Source organism: Rhizobium sp. P32RR-XVIII (genome assembly GCF_012641395.1).
In the GTDB taxonomy this organism is placed as follows: domain Bacteria; phylum Pseudomonadota; class Alphaproteobacteria; order Rhizobiales; family Rhizobiaceae; genus Rhizobium.
In genome coordinates, this window is record NZ_JABAIH010000008.1 from 41939 (window position 1) to 66933 (window position 24995).

General features: G+C 58.8%; 22 protein-coding genes and 4 pseudogenes. 13 read left to right on the forward strand and 13 right to left on the reverse strand.

Annotated features, from left to right (window positions below; all coding sequences use genetic code 11):
* Positions 1–6 precede the first annotated feature (6 nt).
* From HGP14_RS21705 to HGP14_RS36260, 5 genes and pseudogenes are all read left to right on the forward strand, one after another.
* On the forward strand, positions 7–2259 hold the full coding sequence (locus tag HGP14_RS21705) for a glycosyltransferase family 2 protein (RefSeq protein WP_168831963.1): 2253 nt from the start codon (positions 7–9) through the stop codon (positions 2257–2259).
* A complete protein-coding gene (locus HGP14_RS21710) occupies positions 2256–3575 on the forward strand; it encodes a glycosyltransferase family 4 protein (protein ID WP_168831964.1) in 1320 nt (439 codons plus the stop codon). Before HGP14_RS21705 ends, HGP14_RS21710 begins: the two co-directional genes overlap by 4 nt.
* 100 nt (positions 3576–3675) lie before the next feature.
* Positions 3676–4503: pseudogene (locus HGP14_RS21715) on the forward strand (UTP--glucose-1-phosphate uridylyltransferase); the annotation flags it as partial.
* 94 nt (positions 4504–4597) lie between these two features.
* Positions 4598–4822, forward strand: a pseudogene (locus HGP14_RS21720) (transposase); the annotation flags it as partial.
* A 10-nt stretch (positions 4823–4832) separates the two neighbouring features.
* Entirely contained in the window at positions 4833–4967 is a 135-nt protein-coding gene (locus HGP14_RS36260) for a hypothetical protein (RefSeq protein WP_281408110.1), read from the forward strand.
* A gap of 692 nt (positions 4968–5659) precedes the next feature.
* Here HGP14_RS36260 and HGP14_RS21725 read toward each other — a convergent pair.
* From HGP14_RS21725 to HGP14_RS21740, 4 genes are read right to left on the reverse strand one after another with little or no spacing between them, the layout of a single operon-like run.
* Positions 5660–7180, reverse strand: coding sequence for an MBOAT family protein (locus tag HGP14_RS21725; RefSeq protein ID WP_168831965.1), 1521 nt, complete (start codon positions 7178–7180; stop codon positions 5660–5662).
* 6 nt (positions 7181–7186) lie between these two features.
* Positions 7187–8209 carry a hypothetical protein gene (locus tag HGP14_RS21730; RefSeq protein ID WP_168831966.1) on the reverse strand — a complete coding sequence of 341 codons (1023 nt, stop codon included), beginning with the start codon at positions 8207–8209 and terminating at the stop codon, positions 7187–7189.
* Positions 8206–8457 carry an acyl carrier protein gene (locus HGP14_RS21735; protein WP_168831967.1) on the reverse strand — a complete coding sequence of 84 codons (252 nt, stop codon included), beginning with the start codon at positions 8455–8457 and terminating at the stop codon, positions 8206–8208. The genes HGP14_RS21730 and HGP14_RS21735 overlap by 4 nt, the downstream gene beginning before the upstream one ends.
* Positions 8454–10334 (reverse strand): HAD-IIIC family phosphatase, encoded by a 1881-nt coding sequence (locus HGP14_RS21740; protein ID WP_168831968.1) that lies wholly within the window; start codon positions 10332–10334, stop codon positions 8454–8456. Before HGP14_RS21740 ends, HGP14_RS21735 begins: the two co-directional genes overlap by 4 nt.
* 335 nt (positions 10335–10669) lie before the next feature.
* On the opposite strand from HGP14_RS21740, the gene HGP14_RS21745 reads away from it, so the two are divergent.
* Together HGP14_RS21745 and HGP14_RS21750 are read left to right on the forward strand one after the other, a co-directional pair.
* Positions 10670–10903, forward strand: coding sequence for a hypothetical protein (locus HGP14_RS21745; protein WP_168831969.1), 234 nt, complete (start codon positions 10670–10672; stop codon positions 10901–10903).
* A gap of 449 nt (positions 10904–11352) precedes the next feature.
* Entirely contained in the window at positions 11353–12375 is a 1023-nt protein-coding gene (locus tag HGP14_RS21750) for an LLM class flavin-dependent oxidoreductase (RefSeq protein WP_168832184.1), read from the forward strand.
* A 136-nt stretch (positions 12376–12511) separates the two neighbouring features.
* Here the strand turns inward: HGP14_RS21750 and HGP14_RS21755 are convergent.
* Positions 12512–12947 (reverse strand): annotated as a pseudogene (locus HGP14_RS21755) (DDE-type integrase/transposase/recombinase); the annotation flags it as partial.
* A gap of 23 nt (positions 12948–12970) precedes the next feature.
* On the opposite strand from HGP14_RS21755, the pseudogene HGP14_RS35590 reads away from it, so the two are divergent.
* A pseudogene (locus HGP14_RS35590) lies at positions 12971–13550 on the forward strand (transposase); the annotation flags it as partial.
* Between the two features lie 126 nt (positions 13551–13676).
* On the opposite strand, the gene HGP14_RS21765 reads toward HGP14_RS35590, so the two are convergent.
* Positions 13677–15023 carry a GAF domain-containing protein gene (locus tag HGP14_RS21765; protein WP_168831971.1) on the reverse strand — a complete coding sequence of 449 codons (1347 nt, stop codon included), beginning with the start codon at positions 15021–15023 and terminating at the stop codon, positions 13677–13679.
* The gene (locus HGP14_RS21770) at positions 15020–15496 is read right to left on the reverse strand and encodes a hypothetical protein (protein ID WP_168831972.1); all 477 of its coding nucleotides are present in this window, start codon (positions 15494–15496) and stop codon (positions 15020–15022) included. Before HGP14_RS21770 ends, HGP14_RS21765 begins: the two co-directional genes overlap by 4 nt.
* 168 nt (positions 15497–15664) lie before the next feature.
* Here HGP14_RS21770 and HGP14_RS21775 point away from each other — a divergent pair, with 168 nt between their 5' ends.
* A complete protein-coding gene (locus tag HGP14_RS21775) occupies positions 15665–16372 on the forward strand; it encodes a hypothetical protein (protein WP_168831973.1) in 708 nt (235 codons plus the stop codon).
* A gap of 412 nt (positions 16373–16784) precedes the next feature.
* On the opposite strand, the gene HGP14_RS36265 is transcribed toward HGP14_RS21775, so the two are convergent.
* The 3 genes from HGP14_RS36265 to HGP14_RS35600 form a co-directional block, all read right to left on the reverse strand.
* The gene (locus HGP14_RS36265) at positions 16785–16910 is read right to left on the reverse strand and encodes a hypothetical protein (protein ID WP_281408111.1); all 126 of its coding nucleotides are present in this window, start codon (positions 16908–16910) and stop codon (positions 16785–16787) included.
* Positions 16907–17290 (reverse strand): hypothetical protein, encoded by a 384-nt coding sequence (locus tag HGP14_RS35595; RefSeq protein ID WP_246704531.1) that lies wholly within the window; start codon positions 17288–17290, stop codon positions 16907–16909. Before HGP14_RS35595 ends, HGP14_RS36265 begins: the two co-directional genes overlap by 4 nt.
* A 730-nt stretch (positions 17291–18020) precedes the next feature.
* Positions 18021–18251 carry a hypothetical protein gene (locus HGP14_RS35600; RefSeq protein ID WP_246704532.1) on the reverse strand — a complete coding sequence of 77 codons (231 nt, stop codon included), beginning with the start codon at positions 18249–18251 and terminating at the stop codon, positions 18021–18023.
* Positions 18252–18586: 335 nt separating this feature from the next.
* Between HGP14_RS35600 and HGP14_RS21790 the strand changes: the two genes are divergently transcribed.
* Together HGP14_RS21790 and HGP14_RS21795 are read left to right on the forward strand one after the other, a co-directional pair.
* The gene (locus tag HGP14_RS21790; RefSeq protein ID WP_168831974.1) at positions 18587–18862 is read left to right on the forward strand and encodes a type II toxin-antitoxin system ParD family antitoxin; all 276 of its coding nucleotides are present in this window, start codon (positions 18587–18589) and stop codon (positions 18860–18862) included.
* The gene (locus tag HGP14_RS21795) at positions 18843–19193 is read left to right on the forward strand and encodes a type II toxin-antitoxin system RelE/ParE family toxin (RefSeq protein ID WP_205927290.1); all 351 of its coding nucleotides are present in this window, start codon (positions 18843–18845) and stop codon (positions 19191–19193) included. Before HGP14_RS21790 ends, HGP14_RS21795 begins: the two co-directional genes overlap by 20 nt.
* Positions 19194–19968: 775 nt before the next feature.
* Here HGP14_RS21795 and HGP14_RS21800 read toward each other — a convergent pair.
* Positions 19969–20178, reverse strand: coding sequence for a dodecin (locus HGP14_RS21800; RefSeq protein WP_168831976.1), 210 nt, complete (start codon positions 20176–20178; stop codon positions 19969–19971).
* Between the two features lie 174 nt (positions 20179–20352).
* Between HGP14_RS21800 and HGP14_RS21805 the strand changes: the two genes are divergently transcribed.
* Positions 20353–21327 carry an IS5 family transposase gene (locus HGP14_RS21805; protein ID WP_168831977.1) on the forward strand — a complete coding sequence of 325 codons (975 nt, stop codon included), beginning with the start codon at positions 20353–20355 and terminating at the stop codon, positions 21325–21327.
* Here the strand turns inward: HGP14_RS21805 and HGP14_RS21810 are convergent.
* Complete coding sequence (locus HGP14_RS21810) at positions 21306–21917, reverse strand: Hint domain-containing protein (protein ID WP_168831978.1); 612 nt, start codon at positions 21915–21917, stop codon at positions 21306–21308. The genes HGP14_RS21805 and HGP14_RS21810 overlap by 22 nt on opposite strands.
* Before the next feature lie 416 nt (positions 21918–22333).
* Positions 22334–23797 carry an amidase gene (locus HGP14_RS21815; protein WP_168831979.1) on the reverse strand — a complete coding sequence of 488 codons (1464 nt, stop codon included), beginning with the start codon at positions 23795–23797 and terminating at the stop codon, positions 22334–22336.
* A gap of 217 nt (positions 23798–24014) precedes the next feature.
* On the opposite strand from HGP14_RS21815, the gene HGP14_RS21820 reads away from it, so the two are divergent.
* Entirely contained in the window at positions 24015–24950 is a 936-nt protein-coding gene (locus HGP14_RS21820) for a LysR family transcriptional regulator (protein WP_168831980.1), read from the forward strand.
* The last annotated feature ends 45 nt before the right edge of the window (positions 24951–24995 follow it).

Consider the following 24995-nt stretch of genomic DNA (forward strand, 5'->3'; position numbering starts at 1 on the left):
TAAGGAGTGCTAGTTACAGAACAGTCCCCCGCGGTTACGAACCCCACGGCGGTTAAGCATGGGGCGAGCAGGGCAATACACCCTGGAAGGGTTATCGGCTGCCGCGTAGACGACACAACCTTGCTGACCATCGGCCTCGGTCGTCTCATGGCAGGCGAAGTGATGGCCGGCGACGTGACGGTCGGCATCGACGGGGATCAAGCGGGCACGCGAAGCGCGTTTGTCTCGGAATGGCGACTGGCCGCTCCCTCATCAAGGGCTAAGCACGGCTTCGCAGCGCTCCTGCCGACAGAGGGCACGGACCGCGCCATGGCCACGATACTGTTCGGCGAGGAGGAAACGGGCGCACGCTACATCTTTGCGCCCCGACTTGCCTCCGCGGAGGAAGCGGCCTCGATTGTGGCCGAATCCGCGGGATCTCAGTCAGCCGCCGTCATTGACCGGCTCGTGGAGGTTCTGATGGCCGGCAACCTTAACCGCCGTAGACTTCTGACCATCACCGCCCTTTTGCAGACAGCTCACGCAAGCGATGGTTTCATCGAGTTGATTGGTGAAAGCCATGAGGGCGCGACGTTCCTGCAGGGCTGGAGCCGCGGCATAGTGCCCGGGCCTTGCCGGGTGTCCGTGGTCGGCAACGCGACACCGGTGGCCTCGGAGTGCGGCATCGCCGTCTTTTCCCGCCCGGACGCGCCCGATGGCGCCCCGGGTTTTGTTGGTCTTCTCGAGGCCAACCAGGCTGCCGGCGCGCGCGACATCGAAGGCTTGGTCTTTCGGGGGCGCGCCGGTTGGAGGTATGCCGCGGTCCACCCCCGAAAGCGCATCGCCGGCCCGCTGGAAACGCCCGAACACGTCCGGTCGATCCTGCCGCGCGCACATGGCGCGCCGGACGTGCTCCTATCCCTGAGAGCGGCTGCTAACAGCTTTGATGGCAAAGAAACCGTCTCCAACCTGCCGTATCCCGTCCGGATGGGAATAGACAATATATTTGAAGCCGATGAAGGAAAACTCCTCGCCTCCGGCTGGCTTTATGATCCCGACGCTCACGTCGCGGCGGTAAGACTTCGTAGATGCGACAGCGCGGCTCGCCTCGACGAATGCTGGACGCGCCTCGATCGCCCCGATGTCACGGACAGTTTCAATGACCTGCAGCACTTCGCGCAGAGCATTCGAGGTGAACAGCGTGCCCATGGGTTCATCGCCCACGCCCAATTGCCGAGTGAAGATCCCGGTGCGCCTCTCTACTTCGAACTGACGCTTCGCGATTCGCGCCGTGCGTTTTTGCCAGTCAAACCAACCCGGGTTTCGGCGCGCTTGGCGGCATTGCGCCAGATCGGTTCCATCGATCCAGCGAACTGTGCGTTGCCGGCGATCGTCGACACACAAATTGTGCCGTTTCTCAGAGACTGCGGACGGTCGACACCGTTCACCGACGCAATCCTAGACGATGGATCCTTCGATCAGGAAAGGAGCCCCCCGATCGTCATCGGCGTTGGGGAGGGAGAGGAGAACATTTCCCCCCTGCTGGCCCTGCTCGCGCTCGATCCGGAGACCCGACGCGCGCCGATCGTGATCGCCATGCCTGCCGAGCGCTTTCGCAGGCTGGCCGCCCGCCTCAAAGAACTCGTACGGTTCTATCGCCTTTCGGCCAGGTTGGTATCGGTGAAGGGAGCAGGCGACTTCTACGACATGCTTGAAGCAGGCACGCAGGCACTCTCCTGTGAAACGGTCGTGTCGCTCTCCGCCTCACTGGTCCCGCGCGGGACAGGCTGGTACGGCAAGCTCTTGGCCACGACCGCGACCCTGAAAGGAAGTATCGTCTCGCCCGTCCTGGCTTACGAGGACCATTCCGTTCGCTGGGCGGGAAACTGGATCGAGGACGACGACGGCTACCAGCCACTTGTGGGTCGCTATGCCGGATATCCGCTCAAAGCAGTTACCGAAATGAAGCTGACTCGCATCGCGGCGGCCTCGCTCGAGTGCTGCGTCATGCCCCGCGACGCCTTGCCGCGCGCGGGCGGCTTTTCCGGCGGCTATCTGGGCGCGCAAGAAAAAGGCCTGGATCTCGGCCTCCGTCTCAGCCGGTCCGGCATCGACTCCTATTTGCTGCCATCGGTGCAGATGTGGGGCTGCGACGACGCACGCGACGGGGACAGTCCGGCAATGCCGGCTCTGGTGGAAGAGATCGATCGAAAGATCTTCAAGAGCCAATGGTGGCCTATCCTCGCAGTTGAAAAGCACCCGGAAAGGAGGCCCGCATGAACGAGCAGCTTCGTGTCCTTGTGGTCTCGCATGCGCACCCGACAGTCTCGCTCGGCGGGGCAGAAATCGCATCGCACAACCTGCATCGTGGCCTAAACGCATTGCCGGACGTGAAATCGGTTTACCTGGCCCGGGTCGGCCATCCGGTACCCCGGCATGCCGCGTCCGCGCTAATGAGCTTTCGCCTTGCGGAAGATGAGTTGCTGTTTCACACGGACGACTACGACCACTTCTTGTTGTCCAATGGCGATACGCAGGCGATCAGCCGGGACCTGTTGCGCTTGGCGCGCGATCTTAGGCCCCATGTCGTGCATTTCCACCATGTCCTCGGCATCGGTCTCGAAGCGCTCTACGCCCTTAGAGAAGCATTTCCCCACGCGGCCATACTGGTCACGTTCCACGAATACCTGTCGATCTGCCACAATCACGGGCAGATGGTGAAACGGCCGTCCGGCCAGCTCTGCGAAGCGGCCTCGCCCATCGCCTGCCACGGTTGCTTTCCCGACATCCCCGTCTCGCACTTCTTGAAGCGGGAGTTGTTTGCGCGCGGGATGCTTGGCCTTGCCGACGCCTTCGTCTCGCCCAGCCGGTTTCTGGCGGAGCGCTATGTCAAATGGGGCATCGAAGAGGACAAGCTCCGTGTGATCGAAAACGGGATCGCCGTGGAAGCGGCTGTGCCCGCGCGCGCGATGCAAGGTCTCAAGCCACGTCGCAACCGCTTTGCCTATTTCGGTCAGATGACCCCCTTCAAGGGGGTCGACGTCCTGATTGACGCTGTTTTGCGCATCCCGAAGGAGATATGGGGCGAAGACTCCTGCTTGATGATCTTCGGCGGCAACCTCGAGCGACAGCCGATCGAATTCCAGGAACGGATGAAGACGCTTATCGCAGACGCCGGCCAGCGCGTACGATTCTATGGCGCTTACCAGAACGTGGACGTGCCACGCCTGATGCGTTCGGTCGACTGGGTGGTTCTGCCGTCTGTCTGGTGGGAAAATTCGCCCGTCGTGATCCAGGAGGCCCTGCTCCATGGCAGGCCGATGATCTGCTCCGATATCGGCGGGATGGCCGAGAAGGTGCGTGACGGACAGGACGGCCTGCACTTCCGTGCAGGAAGCAGCCAGGATCTCGCGGACCGCATCGTCGAGGTATTGGGTGATAACCAAACCTGGGATCGGCTACGCACTTCCATGCGACAACCCGCCGACCACCTCAGTTGCGCGCGCGACCACGTCAAGCTCTACGGCGCGCTGCTACGGCGGAAACTCGATGCCGCCGTGGCCGAGAACCCTGTGCTTCTCCCGCACGCGCTTTGACGGCGCTCGTCTTGAGCAACCCTGAAAAACTGCTTCGACCAAGAGACGACCGATGCCCTTGAGAAAACATCTAAGGTCACATTGACTGGAGCCTACTTACATGCGAACGAAAGTCCGCAAGACGATCATCCCCGCCGCCGGTTCTGGAACAGGGATGATGCCGGCAACCAAGAGCGTTCCCAGAGAATTGCTGCCCATCGTCGATCGGCCCATCCTTGACTACATCGGTGCCGAGGCCTTCCAGGCTGGATAGAGCATGTCGTCATCGTCACCGGGCGGATGAAGGGTGCGATCGAAGGCTATTTCGACCACGCCTTCGAGATCGAAGCCTGCTTGCGCAACGCTGGCAAGCATAGCCTGGCCGACTGGATGGCGCAGCACGCGCCGGGTGCCGGAAGCATTTCCTTCGTGCGCCAGCAACAGGCGCGTGGCCTGGCCACGCGGTGTGACGGCGCGCCAGGTTGTCGGTGACGAGCCCTTTGCCGTCTTGCTCCCAGACATGCTGATGATCGACGAGGAACCGTGCCTCAAGTCGATGATGGACCTCTATGCCCGTCACGGAGGCAACATTATCGCCGTGGAGAGACGCGCCCCCCGAGGAGGCCCACAAATTCAGCATCGTGTCCCTGACGCCGACGGGTGATGGCAGTCCGCTGGTGACGGGTCTCGTGGAAAAGCCGGCGCCGGACACCACGCCGAGCAAGCTGTTCATTTCCGGACGTTACATCCTTCAGGCCGAGATCTTCGATCTGCTGGAGAACCAGTCCCCGGCGCCAGCCGCGAGATTCAGCTTACCGACGCCATGATCGCTCTTATGGGCAAGCAGATGATCAGGCCGTTCGAGTTCCACGGCCGCACCTTCGATTGCGGCTCGCCCGCAGGCTTCGTCAGTGCCAACTTGCACATGGCACTTGCCCGCGCCGAGGTTCTGTTGCAAACTTTCTGGTTACTGGTGACATGGCATTGCTCTCCGATAGTCGCGGAGATTGGCAATGTTCAAAGGCCGGCATTTCGAGTAATCGGTGATCTTGCTGTGCGTGCGCTGGTATCTGAGCTATGGCCTGAGCCTGCGCGATCTGAAGGAAATGATGGCCGAACGCGGTATCCGCGTCGATCGCTCGACAATCCACCGCTGGGTCGTCCACGTTGCACTGCTGCCGGCGGATCGCTTCAATCAGCGCAAGCGCGCCGTCACCGGCAAATGGCACGCAGACGAGACCTATATCAAGGTGCGCGGCCGGTGGATGTAACTCTACCGTGCCATCGACAGCAGCGGCGACCCTGTCCGGCATCGAGATGATCCACATGCTGCGCAAGCGTCAGTTGCAGGACGCCCACACCTCCAGCCTGTCAATCGCCGGACAATTTGAAACCCTGGTTGCCCTTTCTTGAGCACCGCTAAATCAATTTCATATCGCGGCTACCTCAAACTTTGCAACAGAACCTCTCAATGTGAGCGCATGCGCCACCGGCCGCCACTAAATCTCGGCGAATCGTTGCCATGTTCTGAAGCAGAGCGGTTCGTATGAACGGCGAGCCACGCGATCCAAGATACGCCTGACATGTTCCAACAGCACTACGGTCGCTTCCTGCCGCAGGACAAGGCGGCACTTGCAGCTCGTATCCTAAGCCAGGTCTCGGAGGCCGTGCGACGCTTCAATGCCTCTCGCCGCATAATGCGTGGCACCATGGCCGATATCTGGCCGAGAAGGCGTCGGCTCTCATGCCGGCGTTACGCCCATTATCAGCCGGGTCACCTCGACCTGCCTCGTCCATCTGGAGCGCAACGGCTACAGCATTCCGGCTCCTTCACGGTCAGCCTTCGAGGCTACCCTTATCGTGTCGTTGTCGCCGCGGAAACCCTTGGCCATCAGCGGCTTCGCGCAGATTGCTCCTCGTACGCCCACGTTTTACGGCGGAGCTTGTCACTGGCTTGCGAAAGACAATTGCCAGAATGAGTTTTACTTTAACGTAATGGCAGGCACGCGACCCCCGGATTGGTCAGGAGAACACTGATCCGGCAGCGCTTCAACATCGGAGGTCTATCAGACAACCCTCATCTTCTGGCCTCAATCTAACAGGTGCTAGAACTGAAAATAGATAAAGGGTTGCCCATCTCTGATGCTGAACAGTCCTAAAGACAGGATGACTCCGAGGCTAACCGCCCATTTCAAGTCCAGGCGGGCCTGCAGGAACGACTGCCGAAATACCTGTCCGGATGGCAAAGCGGGCTCGAAGCTGGCCATGATTTGCTGTGTGTTAGGCGCAAAGAGAGCAAGCAGCGCAGCACCGACGAAGATCGCAATTTCACGCCGCGCCGGCAGTTCGAGAAATGTCGCCCCCTTGTAAAGACCGAGCATATCGTGAAGGACCCTCAGCGCCTCGCCAACCGAAGTGGCCCGAAAAAACAGCTGAGCGACTAAAACACAAAGATAGACCAGTGCCCAGTATGCCATTTTCCGCAAGGATCCAGCTGCACGCCCGGTAAGCGCGTCACTTCTAGGCGCAAATGTCCGCCAAGCGTGGTTGACGGAAATATAGAATCCGTGAAGCGCTCCGAAGACCACGAAGTGCAGCCCTGCTCCATGCCAGACGCCTGCCAGAAGCATGGTGATGAAGGTCGGCATCGCAATCATCTCAAGAAAGCCCCCGACCGTCTTCGAGGCTTTTTTCGAGGTCGACAATCCGGCCGACGCCCTGCGCCTGACAAGCACGAGCGCGATCGGATTATAAATATAGGCAGTCAGGAAGCGCGTTAGCGTGATATGCCAGCGTTGCCAGAAATCTATGATGCTGGTCGCTTTATAAGGCGAATCGAAGTTGATCGGAAACTTGATGCCGAACATCCGCGCAAGGCCGATTGCCATGTCGGAATAGCCGGAAAAATCGAAATAAAGTTGCAGCGAATAGGCAATGACGCCCACCCACGCGGCTTGGGCATGGACATGATCATGCGCGAGCATCTTTGCGGAAAGCGACGCGAGGCTGTCGGCGAGAAGCGTTTTCTTTGCCAGCCCGATGCTGAAAAGCGCAAGGCCGATCGCGAATTCGCGTGGCTGGAATAGATAGTTCCGTTTTTCTTCGAACTGCGGCATCAAATCGCGGTGATGAACGATCGGGCCCGCGATCAGATGCGGAAAGAAGGTCACGAAGAGAAAATAATTCGTCGGGCTGTAACGCCGCCCATTAAACCGCTGGCTGACATCGACCAGGAAGGCGATTTGGGTAAAGGTGAAGAACGAAATCCCCAGGGGCAGCCCGGTCGATGCCCAACCGCTGTCGATCGAGAAGAAACCCAACATTGCGGCTAGGTACTTGTAGTAAACCAGTGCGAGCAGGTTCAGTCCGATTGCCGCCCATAACAAGACAGCTGGCGAGCGCCCCCTCTTTGAGCAATCGATAATCGCGACAGCCATGGCGTAGTTGAAAATAATGGAAATCAAGAGGACCGGGACCCAGCGTGGCTCCCACCATCCGTAAAATGCTATGGAGGCGATACACAAGAAGAGCTTTGCGAGTCCGAGATTAATCTTTGAGCAGATCAAAAAGCCGATCAGCGTAACGGGCAGAAAGCCGAAAACGAACGTGAGAGAACTAAACACCATGTCTTGTTACCTTGTCGGCGGCTCATGTGTCGGATCGCTCGCCGTGCTGACGTGGACAGGCATTTTCTCAACGATGGCCCGCACGACATGCATCCGTCCAGCATCGGTAAGGTGGATGCAGGCACACCATTGCGTTATGAATTCAGCACCGCGAAATCGGTCCGACAGGTCTATGACATCGACCCCGCGCCCTCTCAGAGTGGTCACAAAGCGGACCTGCTGCGCCTGCACGACGTCTCGCCAGCTGCTGTCCAGCTTGGTGAGAAGTTCGAGATTTGTCGGAAGTGCAACGACGTGGAACCGCTTTCCATTTTGCGTCACAACCTTCTGGAGATCGACCACAAGATCGTAGAGACTTTCGTTTTCTTGTGTTTGCACGTTCGTCCACCAAAAATAGCTCCTGGTGAAGGTAGAATCATGCGTGAGAACTTCCGGGCAGCCGCTCAATCTCTTTTCTTTGGAAAACACTGTCGTCGAGATCGTGTGGTAGTCGGGAAATTGGTTACCTTCGAAGGAATAAGCCTTCTCGACGCGGCGCTGCTTATTGGCGATGCCGTTCCAGAAATCTGAAAGATCCGCCGCTGCGAAGGTTCGGAACCCCGGCATTACGAGCTTGAAGGCGAGAAACTCCCGATAGGATGGGGTCGTCCAATCTTCGGTCGCCTGATGGGTTATCGGAAGAACGACGTCCGTGACCGCGGGATTCTTGCTGCTTATAGCGGCCAAATTGATGGACTGGCTCAGTGTTTGCCCGCCGACGGAAAGATCGACCACAGGCTCGTGGGTAACATCCTGCAACATTTCGGCAATCGTGCGCGAATCGTTATCGCATTTGGAAACGGTGTCGATCGTTGACGGACCCACGATCACAATCCTCGCCGACGCCGTGCGTGCTAGAGCAATCAGCCGCAGCTGTGGAATGTCGATGAGGGGGGCGGCGAAAATCGTCACGCCTACCAGAATGACGATTGATGAAAATGTCTTCGGGCTGAGCGCTCTGGAAAACATGCGTCCCCGTTCGTTGATCACGCCTTGCTCACCAATTTTTTTTGCGTGAGTTCAACAAGATCGCCGACATTCTTCAGTCGTTCGATCTCCGCACTGTTAAACTTGATCTTGAAACGCATCTCCGCCGAAACGATGATGTTAATATGATTGGCCGAATCCCAATCCTGTATGTCGGCAGCCGTAGACTGCAGCGTGAGCTGCAGATCTTCGTCGTCGAGAATATCGCGGAATATCTCCGTGAGGGATGCCAGAATTTGATCGTTCGTCATACATGGATCTCTGTGGTTATGTGCGTGGGCTTGGCGATGTAGTGCGAAAGATCCAGTGACCACCGCGAATGATCGCCGCTCTCTGACACTCGCGAGAAACCGAGATTTGCAAAATGATCGCGGACGATGTTGTTCCGCCCGCTGGGGATAAATGTGCCAATGATCGAAGTGGCCTGTAGCTCCGCCGCTGCTTGAACGACAATATCGAGCGTCGCCTGCTCCACCTGGCGACCAAGGACCCGGCAACTCATCAGCCATGTTTCAATGTTGAGGGATGCGCCGTCATCCAGCAGCCGCCCGATGACGATGCCGATGACCCCGTTATCTCCAAATCGGTCGATCAACCGCAGCTGCCGCGTCACGACGTCCGGCCGGCCAATCAGCTTGCGCACTTCCTCATCCGTGTAACGGCGAGTGGTCAAGTTGAATTGATTGGTTTTGTTGATCAACTGAACGATGCGGGCCAGCCCAATTTCGTCGAAAGAAGCCGCTTTGAGCGTCATGTCCAGAGCTGACAAATAGGCGCCGAGATCGGTTGTGGAGCTTTCTAGCTCCTTACGCTGTGCATTTGAACGATACTGTTCGGTTTTTGCTACGTCCTCTGCCGTGATGGCCACGGCTTCGAAATACCCGCCATCCGAGATGGTGCTTGCGTAGTCAGCCGCGTCTTCCGGCAGTTCAGGAACGCTGACTTCGGGCAATTCGCGGCGCACCAGTTCACGCTCAAATGGATTATCGTCGACAAAGACAACAGCGTCGGTTCCAATATTCAGCTCTGCCGCTATCTGGCGAATATTGTCGGCCTTATTAGACCAGTTCGCGCAGAATACGGAGATATCATCGAGCTTCAAGAGCATGTCCGGATGCCGCTCGAATGGCAAACGCGCTACGGCATCGTCATTCTTTGAGCAGACCGCCAGAATGACACCCCGCATCGCAAGTTGCTTCGCGTAACGCTGCAGGCTCAGATGCGCCTCGCCCAGAGCTGATCCTTGACCTATAACGATGCCTTCCAGCCCGTCATCGCCGATGACGCCCGACCAGAGCGTATTGTCGAGATCGAGAACCAAGCATTTCGCCGACTTCCCGAACCGGGCGGCAAGCACGCGCGCGACGATGTCGCCGTAGAGCGGCGTGACAACAGGATGCACCTCGTGCTTGCTCCGGTGCCACAGTGCAGGGGAGTGCCACGTAGTCAGACCGTTCTTGGCCGACCAATGGTCGAGATCTATGACATCCACACCGGCGGCAGCGGCAGCGGCGATGATGCGCTCTTGAAAATGCCGGATCAATGCGGATAACGATTCGCCAAATCGGCGTTCGTTCTCTCCAACCAAACGCGGCAGAGGATTGAACGGAACCTGTTGCAGAATGATAGCGTCCGATGTTTCGCGCACCTGACGCCATTGCGATACGATGTCATCGAGCTTGCGCTCGACACGTGCCTCCACTGAAAGCCCTGCTCCGTCATTGCCGAACAAAGTATAAGGATCGTGAGCAAATATCACAGCCGAGGGTGCAAATGCGCGAAGGCCAGATTGCGGGTCGCTCAGTTCCTGCAGGAACTGTCCATAGGCTGGCTCGTAAACCTGGACAAGCAGTCCCCTACCCAAGCAGGCGACGCGGATGGCAGGCGGCAAGTGGACGGTCGTCGACGTGCTTAAAATGGCCAGCCGCGCGGAGGTGAGGCCCCTGGGTTCAGGGATATGCTCAATCGTTCGTTGAATTAACCCATCAAGCTTTACAACGCTTGGAAAGTCGATGTTGCGGTTGGCAATTCGCCGGAGCGCTCCAATGCGTTCCTCTACTGGAATTTCACGTACCTTCTTCAGCTCTCTACTGAAGTAATTTTCGGTTATAAGCCATGTTCTTAACATTTTTCATCACGCCAAGTAATATTTCGACGCTAATACATCTCAACACGAGGCAAGCTGAAATGACAATATTTCTATCTATAACAATGTCAAACGATTTTCTATTGAATACTCCATAACACAATCACTTTCATTAGAACAATCATATCGCTGTTGTAGCAATGTTGCATTATCCGATCGCCCGCAAAACAAAGCCGGGAGCTGTAAAAACGGCCGACCATGGGTTGGCAGAGTGAAATCGCCGAAATTGCTCCGTGCGGACCTCACGAGAAACGGGGTCAGCCCGATTCTGGCATGCAGCAATCACGTGATTATTGTAGGCTCGCAGGCTATCAAATATGATCGATATGGAAGTCTTCAGAGTATGGCGGCTCGGCCGCGACGCCACGCTGCTCAGCGGAAGCGCCGTGATGGAAATCGTTCAATATGGTCAGCGACGTGTTCTCGACAATCTCTTCATCATGACTTGGACAAGAATGACGGAAGGGATGGGTTCTTTCATCGTGGCAGTCGACTCCCGTAAATGTTTGATTCGCCGGGCCGCCCGGAAGAGAAGGATCTCTCAACCCTGAGTTTGTCCTCCAGCGGCTGTTATCCCCGTTGCAATCTCAGTGCATAGCAGCACGCGTTGTCAGATATCAGTCCTTGGCGCCTCACGCCCAACAGAGAGGCGCTGTTGGGCGGAGAAGTGGGATTGTTCGATCTATGCCTTCGGTGACCGTGGATCCGCCCAAGCGAGCGCGCGCTTTGCCGAGTCCTCAATGGCCGCAGCAGGCTGGCTATGGGCAAATTCGCCAGATCATAATGCATTTGAGTGATAACCGATGCACCAACTGAAGCGGCACGACATTACTTCCGCTCTTCCCGCCAAGCACCGATAGTGATCGCTGAATTGGACGCGTTTGTCGGTTTGCTGCAATTGGTTTATCAGAAAATACGTTCAACGGCCTTTGATGACTATTGTCGCACGTCATCTTATGCAATCAAAGCAACAAACGAGAACGGCTCAAGGCGCAAAACTATGAAGAAAATTGGCTTCCTGTCCTTCGGCCATTGGACTCCCTCACCCCAGTCGCAAACGCGCGCCGCGGGCGATGCGTTGCTCCAATCTATTGATCTCGCCGTCGCGGCCGAGGAACTCGGCGCCGATGGGGCCTATTTCCGCGTCCACCACTTTGCGCGGCAGCTTGCTTCCCCCTTCCCCCTGCTGGCCGCTGTCGGCGCGAAGACCAAGAAGATGGAGATCGGTACGGCGGTTATCGACATGCGTTACGAGAATCCTCTCTACATGGCAGAAGATGCCGGCGCCGCCGATCTCCTCGCCGGCGGCCGCCTGCAACTCGGCATTAGCCGTGGCTCTCCCGAACAGGTCATCGACGGTTGGCGCTATTTCGGCTACCAGCCTGAGGAGGGCACGACTGATGCCGACATGGGCCGCCGCCATGCCGAGGTATTCTTGGAAATGCTAAAAGGTGACGGCTTCGCCCAGCCAAACCCGCACCCGATGTTTCCCAATCCTCCTGGTTTGCTCCGGCTTGAGCCCTACTCAGAAGGGTTGCGCGAGCGCATTTGGTGGGGCGCAGGCTCGAACGCAACCGCCATTTGGGCGGCCAAGCTCGGCATGAATCTGCAGAGCTCGACATTGAAGAACGACGAGACAGGCGAGCCGTTCCATGTGCAACAGGCGGCGCAGATCCGCGCGTACCGGAACGCCTGGAAGGACGCCGGCCACAGCCGCACACCACGCGTGTCAGTCAGCCGCAGTATCTTTGCCCTCGTGGACGATCGCGACCGTGCCTATTTTGGCCGGGGTGGCAAGGAGGAGGACACGATCGGCTACATCGACGCCAGTACGAAAGCGATCTTCGGCCGTTCCTACGCGGCCGAGCCCAATGCATTGATCAAGCAACTGGCCGAGGACGAAGCCATTGCCGAAGCCGATACGCTGTTGCTCACCGTCCCCAACCAGCTCGGCGTCGATTATAACGTCCATGTGATCGAGGCGATCCTGAAGCATGTGGCACCCGCGCTCGGTTGGCGCTGACGGTGCCGGCGGGCCGATCGCCGCGTCCGGGAATCTGTGTCGTGCTGTTCTGTCGCCACGTTGTACAAGATGTTCCGCGGCACTAGTCGCGGCACTGTAAAGTTACCCGGCCAGAATCATGGAGGATGGCATTGGCTCAGGCGGCTTCGATGCGCGCGATTGCACTCCACATTTGCATGGCAATTGCTCGCAGTTCGCGATGATGGACAGATGAAATGTCGTGTCGGGGAATGTGGAACAAGTTGGCGACCGGTTCGTGGATGGACACGAAACGCTGGAGGTGCCGCGCTGACTTGAAGCGCGTCATGATCTTCTCGCGTCGTCGGACCGGCTGATGGGAATTCTCCGCCCGAGTGTTGAGGCCCTTGTGCGGCCTTGGCATTGCGGCGGCTTTGCACCAGAACGTCGAGAACAAAGCCCTCCTGATCCACGGCCCGCCAAAGCCAGTGTTTCTTTCCTTGAACGGTGATGACGACCTCATCGACGTACCATTTGTCGCCGAGCTTTCCGGCTGAGCGCCTCCGGATGTCGTTGGGAAAGTGCCTGCCAAATTTCGCAGCCCAGAGTCTCAGCGCTCCAAAACAGGGGCGCATCAATGGGCAATACGCACGGGCAGCACTTTCTACTATCCGCTGAGGCAAGAACACTTTCAGTTCTCAAGGTCGCCAGGCTGAGCGGCGACGAGGCCCACGACCAGTTCCAGTCGATCAGATGGAGCGAGACGGGGGGTGACCCCGTCTGTCCCCATTGCCAGTGCGGCGCGCGGTCTACAAGTACAAAACCGGCCGCATCTTCTCCCGCAAGGCGTGTCTGAAGCAGTTCAGCGTGACAAGCAAGACCATCCTCGCAGCCATAAGCTGCCGATCCGGATGTATCTGATTGCCGTCGCGTTGTGGGTAAACGGTGCCAAGGGCTACTCGGCACTACAGATGTCTCGAGACCTCGACCGCCAGTACAAGACCGCCTTCGTGCTCTGCCACAAAATCCGGGAGGCGATCGGACTCGACGCCGTCGACAGGGAGGCCTCGGGGGCCGTGGAAGTCGATGGCAGGTATTTCGGAGGCTACATAAAGCCTGCGAACTATTCCAAAAATCGCCGGGACAGGCGCCTTGCGAAGAACCAGAACGGTAAACGTCGGGTCGTCGTGGTCATGCGGATGGGACCGTCGAAGACGCAGGGCGCAGTGAGCTTGTCGCAACCTAGGGCGCCGTGGTGAAATTTTATTTGGAGCCTGGCTTCATAATCAGGAATTATGTGATTCTCCGTCGGCCCTGTAGTCAGGAAGGGAAACCCGCCGCGGTCAGTCTTCCACCAACTCAATCTCGGGACGGCCGGCAAGGGTGAGCCGCAAGCGGCCGCGGTCGGCGCGCTCGAGCATGATCGGGCCCGCCTTTTCCTCCAGTCGCCGGCGCAGCAAGATCAGCCGGGTCTCCAGATTGTCCTTGAAGTCAGGCAGTTGCAGGCGCCGGTCGCGGCGTATCTCACGGTTCAGAAAGTCCCGCTTGCCGGTGCGCGCATAGTCTTCGAGGAAGTGGAGGAGCAGCCGCCCCGGCACGCCGCGGATGAGATAGTCGTCGTCGACGAACAGCGAGCCGTCGCGCGGATAGAAGCGCACGGCGATGCGCCGGCCGGCGGGCACGCTACCGGTCTGGTCGGCCGGGGCCTCCGCCTTCTCGCGCCCGTTCGGCTCCGCCCGCTCGCGTTCCTCGGAAAGGAAGAAGAGCGCGGTTGCCAGATGCGCTGCGATCACGATCAGCACCTCTTCGTCGCGATGGCGGAAGGTAAACCGCTCGGTCGATTCCGAAAACAGCACGCCAACGAGCCTGCCCCGCGCGACAAGCGGCAGCGCGATCTGGCTGAGCGGCTTGTCGAGCGCCGGAAGCGCGATCGGCGTCGCATCCTCGACGCCTGCCATGGCCCGCACCGCCTGGATGTAGCGCTGGCCGCGACTGAGGTCCGTGATCCGCACATTACGCCGTCGCTCGGCCGCAAGCCCGATAATACCGCGTCCGGCCGGAACCTCGGCACCGAAGCCGAACTGGTCGTAGCCGCGGCTGGCGATCGTCGTCAGCCCGCCGCGCTCGCCGTCCGGCACCAGCACCATGGAATGGTGGTAGCCGAAGAGCTCGCCGAGGCCCTCGAGCGTCACGTCGAGCAGTGTTTCCGGATCGCTGCAATCCGACATCCGTGCCGTCAGCCGCGCCACCTTGCCCATCAGGTCGGGCAGAAAGAGCGGCTCGGGCTCGACCAGCGGATTGGCGGCTGGCACGGCCCGACAGTCCTCCACCCGGTAGATGTCGACGGCGCGCAACTTCATGATCCCGCTCATCCGGCTTTCCAGGATCGCCAGATGGATCGCCACCCGCTCGAATGTCTCGCCCTCCGTTTCGGAGCGCTCGAACGCCAGGTCGAGCACGTGTTGCTGGCCGCTATAGCCGTCGACCACCATCACGGTCGCAAGCCCGTTGCGCGCCACATTGGTGGCGGTCTTGGAGAAAAACTGGTTGGAGAGCGCCACATGCGTCTCGTCGACGTAATGCACGTGCGAGAGATAGGAAATATTGGGCATTCCGTCCGCATCGGTGGTGGCGATGACGGAAGGAATGACGCCCTCGAAGCTGTCCCGCAGGCTTTCGAGCGGGATCATGCGGCGACTTCCGGCGTCAGCCTGCGTCCGGCGCCCGGCCCCGGCGTCTGCTCGAAGATCGCTTGCGGCTCGATCGTCAGGCAGATGAGGTCCTCGTCCGACAGCGTGCCGGAGAGCTGCATGCGGGTGACCCCGAGCGCCAGCATCCGCGCCAACTGTTCTGCGACATAGGCCTGACCCAGCGCCCGGCCGGCGGCATCCGCCGGCCCCACCGCCAAGACCCGGCCCTTGATCTGGCAGGCTTTATAGTCGGAGGCCCGCACGTAGGTCGTGGCAATCGGCCGGCCGGGCAGCGCCTCGCCCACGGCCTTCGGCCATTGGCAACGGGAGGCGAGAAAGTGCAGATGCCCGCTCTGCCGGTCGACGCGCACGCCGGAGCCGCGGCCAATCATCGGCCGGCCGGCTTCGTCGCGCGTCGCAAACAGTGTCATGACGGGACTTTCTATGAAGTCCACGAGTTCCGGCCCCAGCAATGCTTTTTCTCCCCGAGATCAGGCGATGATAATTAGTTAGGATATTCTTAGCAATCGTTCCAATTGCTTAGGATGGTTTTAGGAAGCACCTCGCAAAGGCCTCGGTTATCTCCCGGTCATCAGCCCGGCGCACAGGAAGAGGCGCCGGCCAACGAGAGGAAAACCACCATGAGCCATGAATTCTCGCTTGCCAGCATCCCCGATCTCAACGGCCGCTACGACATTTACGGCGCGATACACAAGGGCCTGCGCAAGGCAGGCTGCGACCTGCTCGGACGCCTCGGCACGGCCGATTTCCAGAATGTCGAGGAGACGGTCTTCCTGATCGGCGACCTGCGCCATTACCTGATGCTTGCCGCCTCCCACGTCACTCACGAAGACGACAACATCCACACGGCGCTGGCCGACAAGGGCGTCTCGACCGTCACGCTGGACGAGCAGCACGACGACCACCGCACCGCCTTCCGTGAGCTGGACGAGCTGATTGTCGCCTGGGAAAACGCCTGGCCGCTGCACAAGGCCGCCTGCGGCCGCAAGCTTTATCTGGCCTTTGCCGCCTATATCGCCGACGACTTCGCGCATATGCATGAGGAGGAGGCGGTGACCGGCCCTCTGCTGTGGCGCAATTTCAACGACCAGGAAATCCTCGGCATCGAGATGCGCATCATCGGCTCCCTGCCACCGGAGAAGAGCATGGCCTTCATGCGCATCATGATCCCGGCGATCAATCCGGCGGAGCGTGCTGCACTTCTCGGCGCCATGAAGAAGGATGCGCCGCCGGAAATCTTCCAGGCGGTCATCGACTTCGCCGTCCGTCCGGGGCTTTCGGCCAGCGACTTTGCTAAGCTTGCCGACGCGCTGAAGCTGGCGGCCTGAGAAGGCTGCTGCGCACGGAGGATCGAGGCTCCGTCCGCGGCATCGAGGAGAATTTCCGGAGAAGAACCATGTGCAAACCGAACGGCGAGGCCGGCGTCCCGGCCGAGTGTCCACGCCGCGGCGATTGTCGCGGCTGCCCTATGCTGCCTTCCGCCATGACGGGTGAGCGGATCGCCGCGTGTCTCGAGCGTCCGCCACCCCCGTCGGTCTTCCTGGAAACGTGCCTCAGATTTGGGAATCCTATGCCGATTCCGAAAGAACAAGAACCGCTCTAGACGAGTTGACGGACCGACTTCCCTCCCGAAACCTGTGATTGAGCCGACCGTGATGCCTGTCGGCGAAAATCCAAATTTCTGGAGTCTTGCCGTCTCAGTTAGCACCAAACATGCGCGGCCGGTGATACGTAAGCCCCCTAGTCGAGCTTGGCCGGCGACGAGAACGGCCGATTGGCGTCCACCACGAAAATGGCCATCTGATCGAGATCGGTCGTGCCGGCGCTGAACACCTCCATCGGCGTGTCGGCCCCGTGTCCGATCATTGGGTCACCCCGTGGGGTGTTCTCTGGCCGACCTTGCCTGTCAGCACATAAAAGGCCTCCGATCCGGGATGTGTATGGATCGCCGACTTCACGCCGAGCGCTCCACCGGCGCGGTTGACGCGCAGCAAATACTCGGTTGCGCCGATCGACGGGAGGGGTCCGATCTCGACGACCTCGGTTCCGCCGGGCGTAGAGCCCTCCTTTGGTCCGAGCGTGAACAGCCAGACCTTGCCTGCGACGTCCGCCGCCAGCGAGGTCGGACCCGCAGCGGCCTGGGCCTGTGTCAGCGTTGGGAAATTTTCCAGCCGCCAGTACAACGGTCCGGAAGGCAGTTCCTTCACCTTTTTCTCAACCACCGGATCGATGACGAATTTGTCCATCTGCCGACATTGAGGCTGACGTCATCAGCCCGAAAGCACACAGTGAGAACATAAGCACGCCGATACGGCGCGCGATGAAGAATCGCGGCTTCATGGTTGGTCCTCCCATCGATGCAACTTGTCCCGGATTGCGGTTGGGGGGCAGTCAAGATGATCCGCTGTCAGCCGTCGAACTATCGGGCGGTCGTGAACAGCAACAACCGCCTGCCTACCGCCAATCTCACGGTGAAATTATGATCCACTTGACAGCTCGGTGCAAGTGAGTGGCGGATGGCCTATAAACCTACGCGCGCATCAGCAACAGGCCGTCGTAGTGATCCACCGGGCGCACTAAACAGGAAAACAGTGGTAATCCTCAGACCGACGTCCAACAACGAACTCAACCATAGACAGGAAAAACTGTGTCAGAACCTGACCACTGGCATGAGCCAGTGACAAGCGCGGCTGGGTGCGACGTGCTGCGCCACGGTGACTTTTGGCGCAAAGCTGTCGCTTGCGCTGAGAACGGCCTACCGTGTTCTTCTCGCCCAGACCTGATTGCCTCTGTCATCCGTTGCGTATCGGACGTTTCCCTCGTCGCGCTGGAGTGCCTTCGATACACGCTTCACCGGATCGGAGACGTATTTCCGATCCTTGGCATCGTCGCCGCGCAGCACCACGATGCTCTGCGCTATCTCCCTGCTGGACAAAGGACTGTCGCTGTCCCGAAGCTCTGGCAGGATGGCGCACGTCAGCTTCCCGCGTCCGAAGATGACGTCCCGGTTCTGACGAGGCATCGCGGCGGCGAGGTGCCAGCGTAGTCCAGGGACTGCAACACCCTGTCTATCGCGCGGATGTCGTTCCTGATCTCCGCCATGCGGTCGCGCCGGAGCTCTGCCTCGCCGAATAGGTCAGCTCGCTTCTTCAGAAGTCCTGAGATCGTGTGCTCGAAGGTGTCGGTGCGGGCCAGTCTTGTGCTCATGCCCCACGTTCTAGCCGGTTGCGAGCTTTGCAGACGGGCACCCTGACGTGCGTCGGCTACATGATGCCGAGAAACTCGGATCGTCCATCTGTGCGGTTTCGGCAGCAAATGTCGTCATATATCCGATGAGACGGTCCAGCCACAAACAGTTTTCCGGCATTAGGTAGCAAAGACCACCAATAGCGGCCTAGGTGTTCGAATTAAAATAGCTATTACAACATCATCAACGGAGTTCGGCCTATGGCCGTCACCTTCATGACGAATAGAGGGAGGGGTTCCGGCAGATTGACAAGTGTGCTACTGAGTAGCAAACTCGGCTCAATGGAGATAAACCGATGAGTGTTAAATCGTCGATCTCGCTGACCGACCAGCAGGACGCGTTTGCCCGTTCGCTGGTGGAGAGCGGCCGGTATTCCAGCATGAGTTCCGTTCTTCAGCAGGGCTTGGAACTCCTCCGCCAAAAAACGGAAACTGAGACCGTCGAAACGGCAGCGCTTCGCGAATTGGTCCAGCGGCGTTTGAAAGGCCCGATGATTTCCACGACGGAAATGGAAAGCCGCGTCGAGACAATGATCGAGCGGAAGCGACGGGCTGTTCGTGTGGACGCTTGAATATTCCGAGGATGCCGAACGCGATTTTGAGTTGATTTTCGATCATCTTTTCGACTCCTATGTCGAACTCGGAGACTCGCCGGACGAGGCTTTGGAGCGTACCGCTGAACGAATCCGTAAATTGCGTCTCGAAATCGATCGTTTCGTCGATACGCCTTATATCGGGACATTGCGGGCCGACCTTTACCCTGGAATTCGGTTTCTTCGGCGAAACAAGGCGGCGATCTGGTTCTCGCCGGTAGAAAGTAGTCGCAGGATCATTATTGCTGCAATTTTCTACGGCGCGCAGGACCATATCAGACATATGCTCGCACGTATGCTGGAGGGATAAGGTCTCTATATGCGCCTAGGCGACCCGAGTTTGGTGGCAGTTGGTACCTAGTTGCGCAGTTTTCTGCCGTCAGGGCGGACAACTAGGCGCGATAAGCACTCTGGCGGGAAATCCGGAGCTTTCCATGCTTTTCCAGCGGCTGCACGCGAGCTCGTACAAGCCGAAGTTCGGCGATGAGCGTGAGGACCATGACCCACCTCTCGGCGCATCAATAGCATACTTACTATGTAAGAGCGATGAAGTCGGCGGGTCATCTTAGGACGTCGTCGACCCAGACTGGAATTCTGATCGTCCTGACATTCTTGAGCCGCCTCACCGCCAGTGCTCCATATTCGCTCCCGTGGGGAAAGTGCAACGTCATGCGCAGGTAATGCTTTTTGCCGCACGTCTCGCACCGAAACCGGCCGAGCAGACGATCGAGCGTTAGTCGCCCGAGAACGTCAGCAGGTCCGCAGGAAGGTAGCGATGGGTCATGCGACAGTAGTCGCAACTGACGACGAGCTGTCCCTGATCCAAGGCCGACTGCAATGTCCAGGAGCGCAGCCGCTTAAAAGGGTGTGCTTCATGGGATCGAGTGGAAGACGTGGTTGCGACGGAACGCGCGGTCTGCGGGACCTGCAGCGGAATGGTTCCCCAGACGTAACGAGTGGCTGAGAATGCGGAGGCTTTGCCATCGGCGCATTACGCCAGATAAGCCGGATTGAATCCACTCCGTCTTTCGGTTGCGCGATCGATCGCTGAAATGGTCGCCTCTGCAGTCGGCGTACTGCTCGCGTTAGCCGTCAATTCTGAATCCGACTTTCATCACCACCTGGTAGTATTCGACAGCGCCGTCCTTGATATGCCCCCTGACCTGGTCGACTTCGAACCAATCGAGGTTGCGCATCGTCTTCGACGCTCGCGCGATCGCCGTCTCGATCGCTTCGGTGACGGACACTTTCGAGCTGCCTACGAGTTCTACCTTTTTGTACACGTGATCGCTCATATCGCTTCGTTTCCTTCTAATCTCGTTCAGGGAACTCGGTAGATTTCGTAAGGTGGCCGCTCACTTCAAGCCCCACGTGGTGATGCCGTTGATATGCGGTTGGCATTGGTGCATGGATCGTTTATCGGTCGTGTTGTAATCGGTCTGGGATCGAAATAGCCGACTGTCACAGCGATGCCATTTAAACAGAATGCCAACGGCCGCCAACGTATCGGGAAGATGAAGTTCAAGGTGGCGAACTGGCGTGAGTATGAGGCCGGCCTTCGCCGACGCGGCAGCCTGACGCTGTGGATGACCGCGGAAGCTCTGTCGCAGTGGCAAGCGCCAAAGCGTACGAGCCGCGGCGGCCAGCAGCGTTATTCCGATCTGGCGATCGAGACCACTTTGACGCTCGGGATGGTGTTCGGTCTGCGGCTGCGCCAGACGGAGGGCTTTCTGGCCTCCGGACTGGATATCGCTGTGCCCGATCACACGACATTGAGCCGACGGGCACGGACAAGGCGATCGTCTGACAGATGGCAATGCCGCTCGATTTCAGCAGAAGGACCTGTGCACGTTCTCATCGACAGCTCCGGGCTTGAAATCTACGGCGCCGGCCAATGGCTGAGGGAAAAGCACGGTGCCAGGTCGCGGCGAGGTTGGCGGAAACTGCATCTTGCGCTGGATGCCGATAACGGCGAAATCATCGCACACGTCTTGACTGACCAGGATGCCGGCGACACCTCACAGGTGGAGCCGCTGCTCGACCAGATCGACGTCCCGATCCGCCAGTTTACCGCTGATGGCGCCTATGACTGCAAACCGACATATGACGCCGTCAACAACCACAGCGCCAATGCGGCAATCGTGATTCCGCCCCGCGCCAATGCCGTCGCTCGGTCGAAAATAGAACCCTCGAGCCAGCGGGACCGTCATATCGTCGCGATCAACACAAACGGCCGGATGAAGTGGCAAACCGCCACCGGTTACGGCAAGCGTTCACTGGTCGAAACCGCCATCGGCAGATACAAATCCATCATCGGCCGCCGCCTGCGGGCGCGTTCTTTCCAAGCGCAACAGAACGAGGTCGCCATCGGCTGCGCTGTCCTCAATCGCATGTTGGCATGTGCACGCTCGAAATCCGTCCGTCACACGTCAACCACTGCATAGACGGCAACTTCGCCAGACCCCAATCCGAAAACTTCCGATCCGTGCACCCAGAGAAGGAAACTCTCGGGAGGCGCTCCTTCGGCGAGGATCACTTCATGGCTTTCGAGCACCACGTGGAAATATTCGATCACCTCCCCGTCGGCAGGAGGGGCCGACGCAACGGAGGTCCCATTGACGAGATCCTTCGCCAGGATGAGGACGCCATCGATGAACAGAGCATGCCCGGGGGAAAGATAAAGATCCCTGTGAGGGGTCCGATCGTCCCGCGCATACCGCGAGATACGGATCGGCGCGATGTCGGGATTCCAGAATGGGCCGCTTCGCTTGTAGAGGTTACGACCGATCCACTTCACCGACATGGCTTTGCCCCGCACGGTTTCGACAAGATCGCCGATCTGAAGATCCTCGACGCAAATCTCACCTGTCGGGGTCAGAACAGAGGTGCCACGGAGAAAGCACCTGGAACCGCCGCGACCGTCGCCCTGCTGATCGCCGCCCTGATTACCTCCCTGCTGGTTGCCGCCCTGATTGCCACCCTGCTGGGCTTGAGCGCTGAACGAAGGAAATATCGTCGCCGCAAGAGCACCCATCGCCGCAACTCTGGCAACCGTAGCAGAGCAGCCAGACCGAGGAATGACGCCGCGCATGATTGAGCTGCGGGTACCGTTCTTCGCTTGACGACATAGCTCTCTCCCTTTTGACCGGCCCCGGAGACGGAATGCTGCACGTCATTCTGCATCAGCTTTCCATTTTAGAAAACCTGCACATTTTCACGCTCTACGTACCTATAGTCGCTGCGGTCATAATCAAAGATGAGGGCCACTCCGCCTTTTGGATGAAGGTTGAAGGATATCCAGTCAGGCGCCGTCAGAAGCGATGGTTTCAACGGTGAAGGAACCATGTCCATCAGGCTGGAAGGAGATCACATTACCGAACTGGTTATAGGCTGACCGGGATCGAAATTTTAAGGTAGTCTCAGCACTCGGCGACCCAGTAAATTGCTGAACTAGCCTTTGGGATCGATGGGTACCGGCATAGGGTGCGCGTTCTCGATCACCTCTCCAATTGCGAAGCATAGATCCTCTCGGAATCGCCGTGAAACTATTTGGACGCCCGTCGGCACGCCCTCCAGCACCCCAGTCGGAACTGAAAGTCCCGGCACGCCCAATACCGCAGGAAGCAGCATCGGGGACTGTGCGTGGAGGATCTCTCGCACCGCCTCCGGCCCACCCTGATCGCGATCGTTCAGGAATGGTGGCTCCCAAGAATTTGGCATGACAACCGCCGCATATTCCTCAAATAGAAGGTCCCAGGCTGCCGCGATCGCAGCACGGCGTTTCATCGCTTGTGAGAAGTCGTAGATATCAGCTTCCGGCGTGACCTTCAGCCATGCTCCAACGAAATTCCGGAGACGATCGTCTCCAAATTTCTCCATGCCAACGCTCAGCTCTTGCCGACGCTCGTTGATCACGAGGCGAGACCAGAGCTGTGCACCTTCTGCGAAGTGCGGCGGTTCCTTTTCTTCGACGATGTAGCCTGCAGCCATGAGGGCTTTGGCTGCGCTTTCGAGTGCCGCAACGACAGATGGGGCCGGCTTGTAGCCTTCCGCATGCGAGAAGAATGCGACTTTCAGCTTGCTCGCCGAGCCGGGCCAGTGAAGGGGAGCAGGCGTCCACCAGGGGTCTCCAGGATCAGGTGCGGAGAGAGCTTCGAGCCCAAGTCGAAGGTCTGTGATGCTCCTGCCGAGCACGCCTTGGACGGCCATCAGCGCTGCACTGATAGGCCCCCCTTGAAGGTTGCGTGAGGGAGTCCTGCCAAATGATGGTCGGATTCCGCAGACGCCACACGCATATGCGGGGTAGCGAACAGAGCCGGCGATGTCCGTTCCGTGGGCAAGCGCACCCATTCCGACCGCGACTGCCGAACCGGCGCCGCCGCTGGAACCACCTGGCGTAAGGCGCCGGTCCCAAGGATTGTAGGTTCGGCCGTGGAGGTCATTCTCGGTGAACCAACGGAATGACATCGCCGGTGTGTTCGTGCGGCCGATGATCACGGCTCCCGCCTTGCGCCAGTTTCGAACCGCGGAACTGTCGTCCTCCGCAATTCTGTCCCTATGCGCCACAACGCCTTCCGTCGTCGGGCGTCCCTTGACGTCGACGTTGATCTTTATGGTCACCGGCACGCCATGCAAGCTGCCAACGGCCCTCCCCTCCTTGATGGCAATATCGGCAATGTCGGCTGCAGCCAACGCCTCATCTGCAAGGAGATCGACAATTGCATTGACCTTTGGATTGACGGAAGCAACCCTCTCAAGAGCACTGAGCGTGGCCTCACGGCTACTGATCTTGCGCTCACGTATCGCCGTTGCGAGCTCCACCGCACTCCAGCTCCAGAGCGCTGCTTCCGAGGCGCCCCTGTCAGTTGATACTCGACTCAGCTCTCGACGCTCCGACGACTTACCAGTATCCATGTCTGATCTCCTGCTTAGGCAGGCGGTGTCGAAGCCGCCCTCGCTTACTCATATCTTTCGGGGCATTTTTGTTTGGCAGGTGGCGACCATTCGAGACACGACACGTGCGCTTGAGACAAAAACAAACGCCTCCCCTCGGGAGAAGAACACTAGCTCTCGCGTTAAATCCGGTCCAAAACTATAATGGTCGATTTCCATACCGAGGAGGTATAGTAGCGTGGATCTGCGCCAGCTTCGATATTTTGTTGCGGTCGCCCGCGAGCAGAATTTTTCGCGCGCCGCGGACAAACTGCATATTGCCCAGCCGCCACTTAGCCGTCAGATCCAACAGCTGGAGGAAGAGCTTGGCGTCAATCTCCTCGATAGGTCAAAACGACCTCTCACTCTCACTGAAGCAGGGCGATTTCTCTATCAACAAGCGACGAGGACGCTTGTCAATATCGATCACATCAAGGAACAAACCCAGCGAATTGGCCGGTCGCAACGTGAACGGTTCGTCATCGGCTGCGTCGGCTCGACGCTCTATGGTGGTATTCCGGACCTTGTCCGACGCATGCGCGCTCAGTGGCCGGAACTGGACATAGAGATCAGCGAAATGATGTCGACAGAACAGGTCACCGCATTGAAGGATGGTCGAATCGACGTTGGTTTCGGCCGGGTGCGCTTCAACGATCGCGAGGTGGAGCGGCTGACGCTTCGTGAAGAGCGACTGGTCGTAGCTTTGCCGAAAGGCCATGCAAAATCACTACCGAAGGACCCGATCGCGCTCATCGAGCTGCAGGATGAACCTCTGATTGTCTATCCTTCGACACCCCGACCAAGCTTTGCCGATGAGATCTTGAACCTCCTTGGCGAGTTGGATGTCGTTCCCGCTTCAGTGGAGGAAGTTCGAGAAATCCAGGCCGCGTTGGGAATGGTCGCGGCGGGCATGGGGCTCTGCATCATTCCTGCCGCCTCGCAAAGGCAGAGGCCGGATGATGTCTGCTACAGGATGATCGCGGATGAAAACGCAACGTCACCGATCATCATGAGCTACCGGCGCGCCGACGCGAATGGACGGATCAAGCAAGTCAAGCAGCTAATCAGTGAGATGTACGCCGCCAACCCGCCATGGCTGCAACTATCAAATATTCGCTTACCGTCGTCACACTGAGGATGATCACGTAGCGATCACAGCAAGGTGGAAGACAAGCAATCG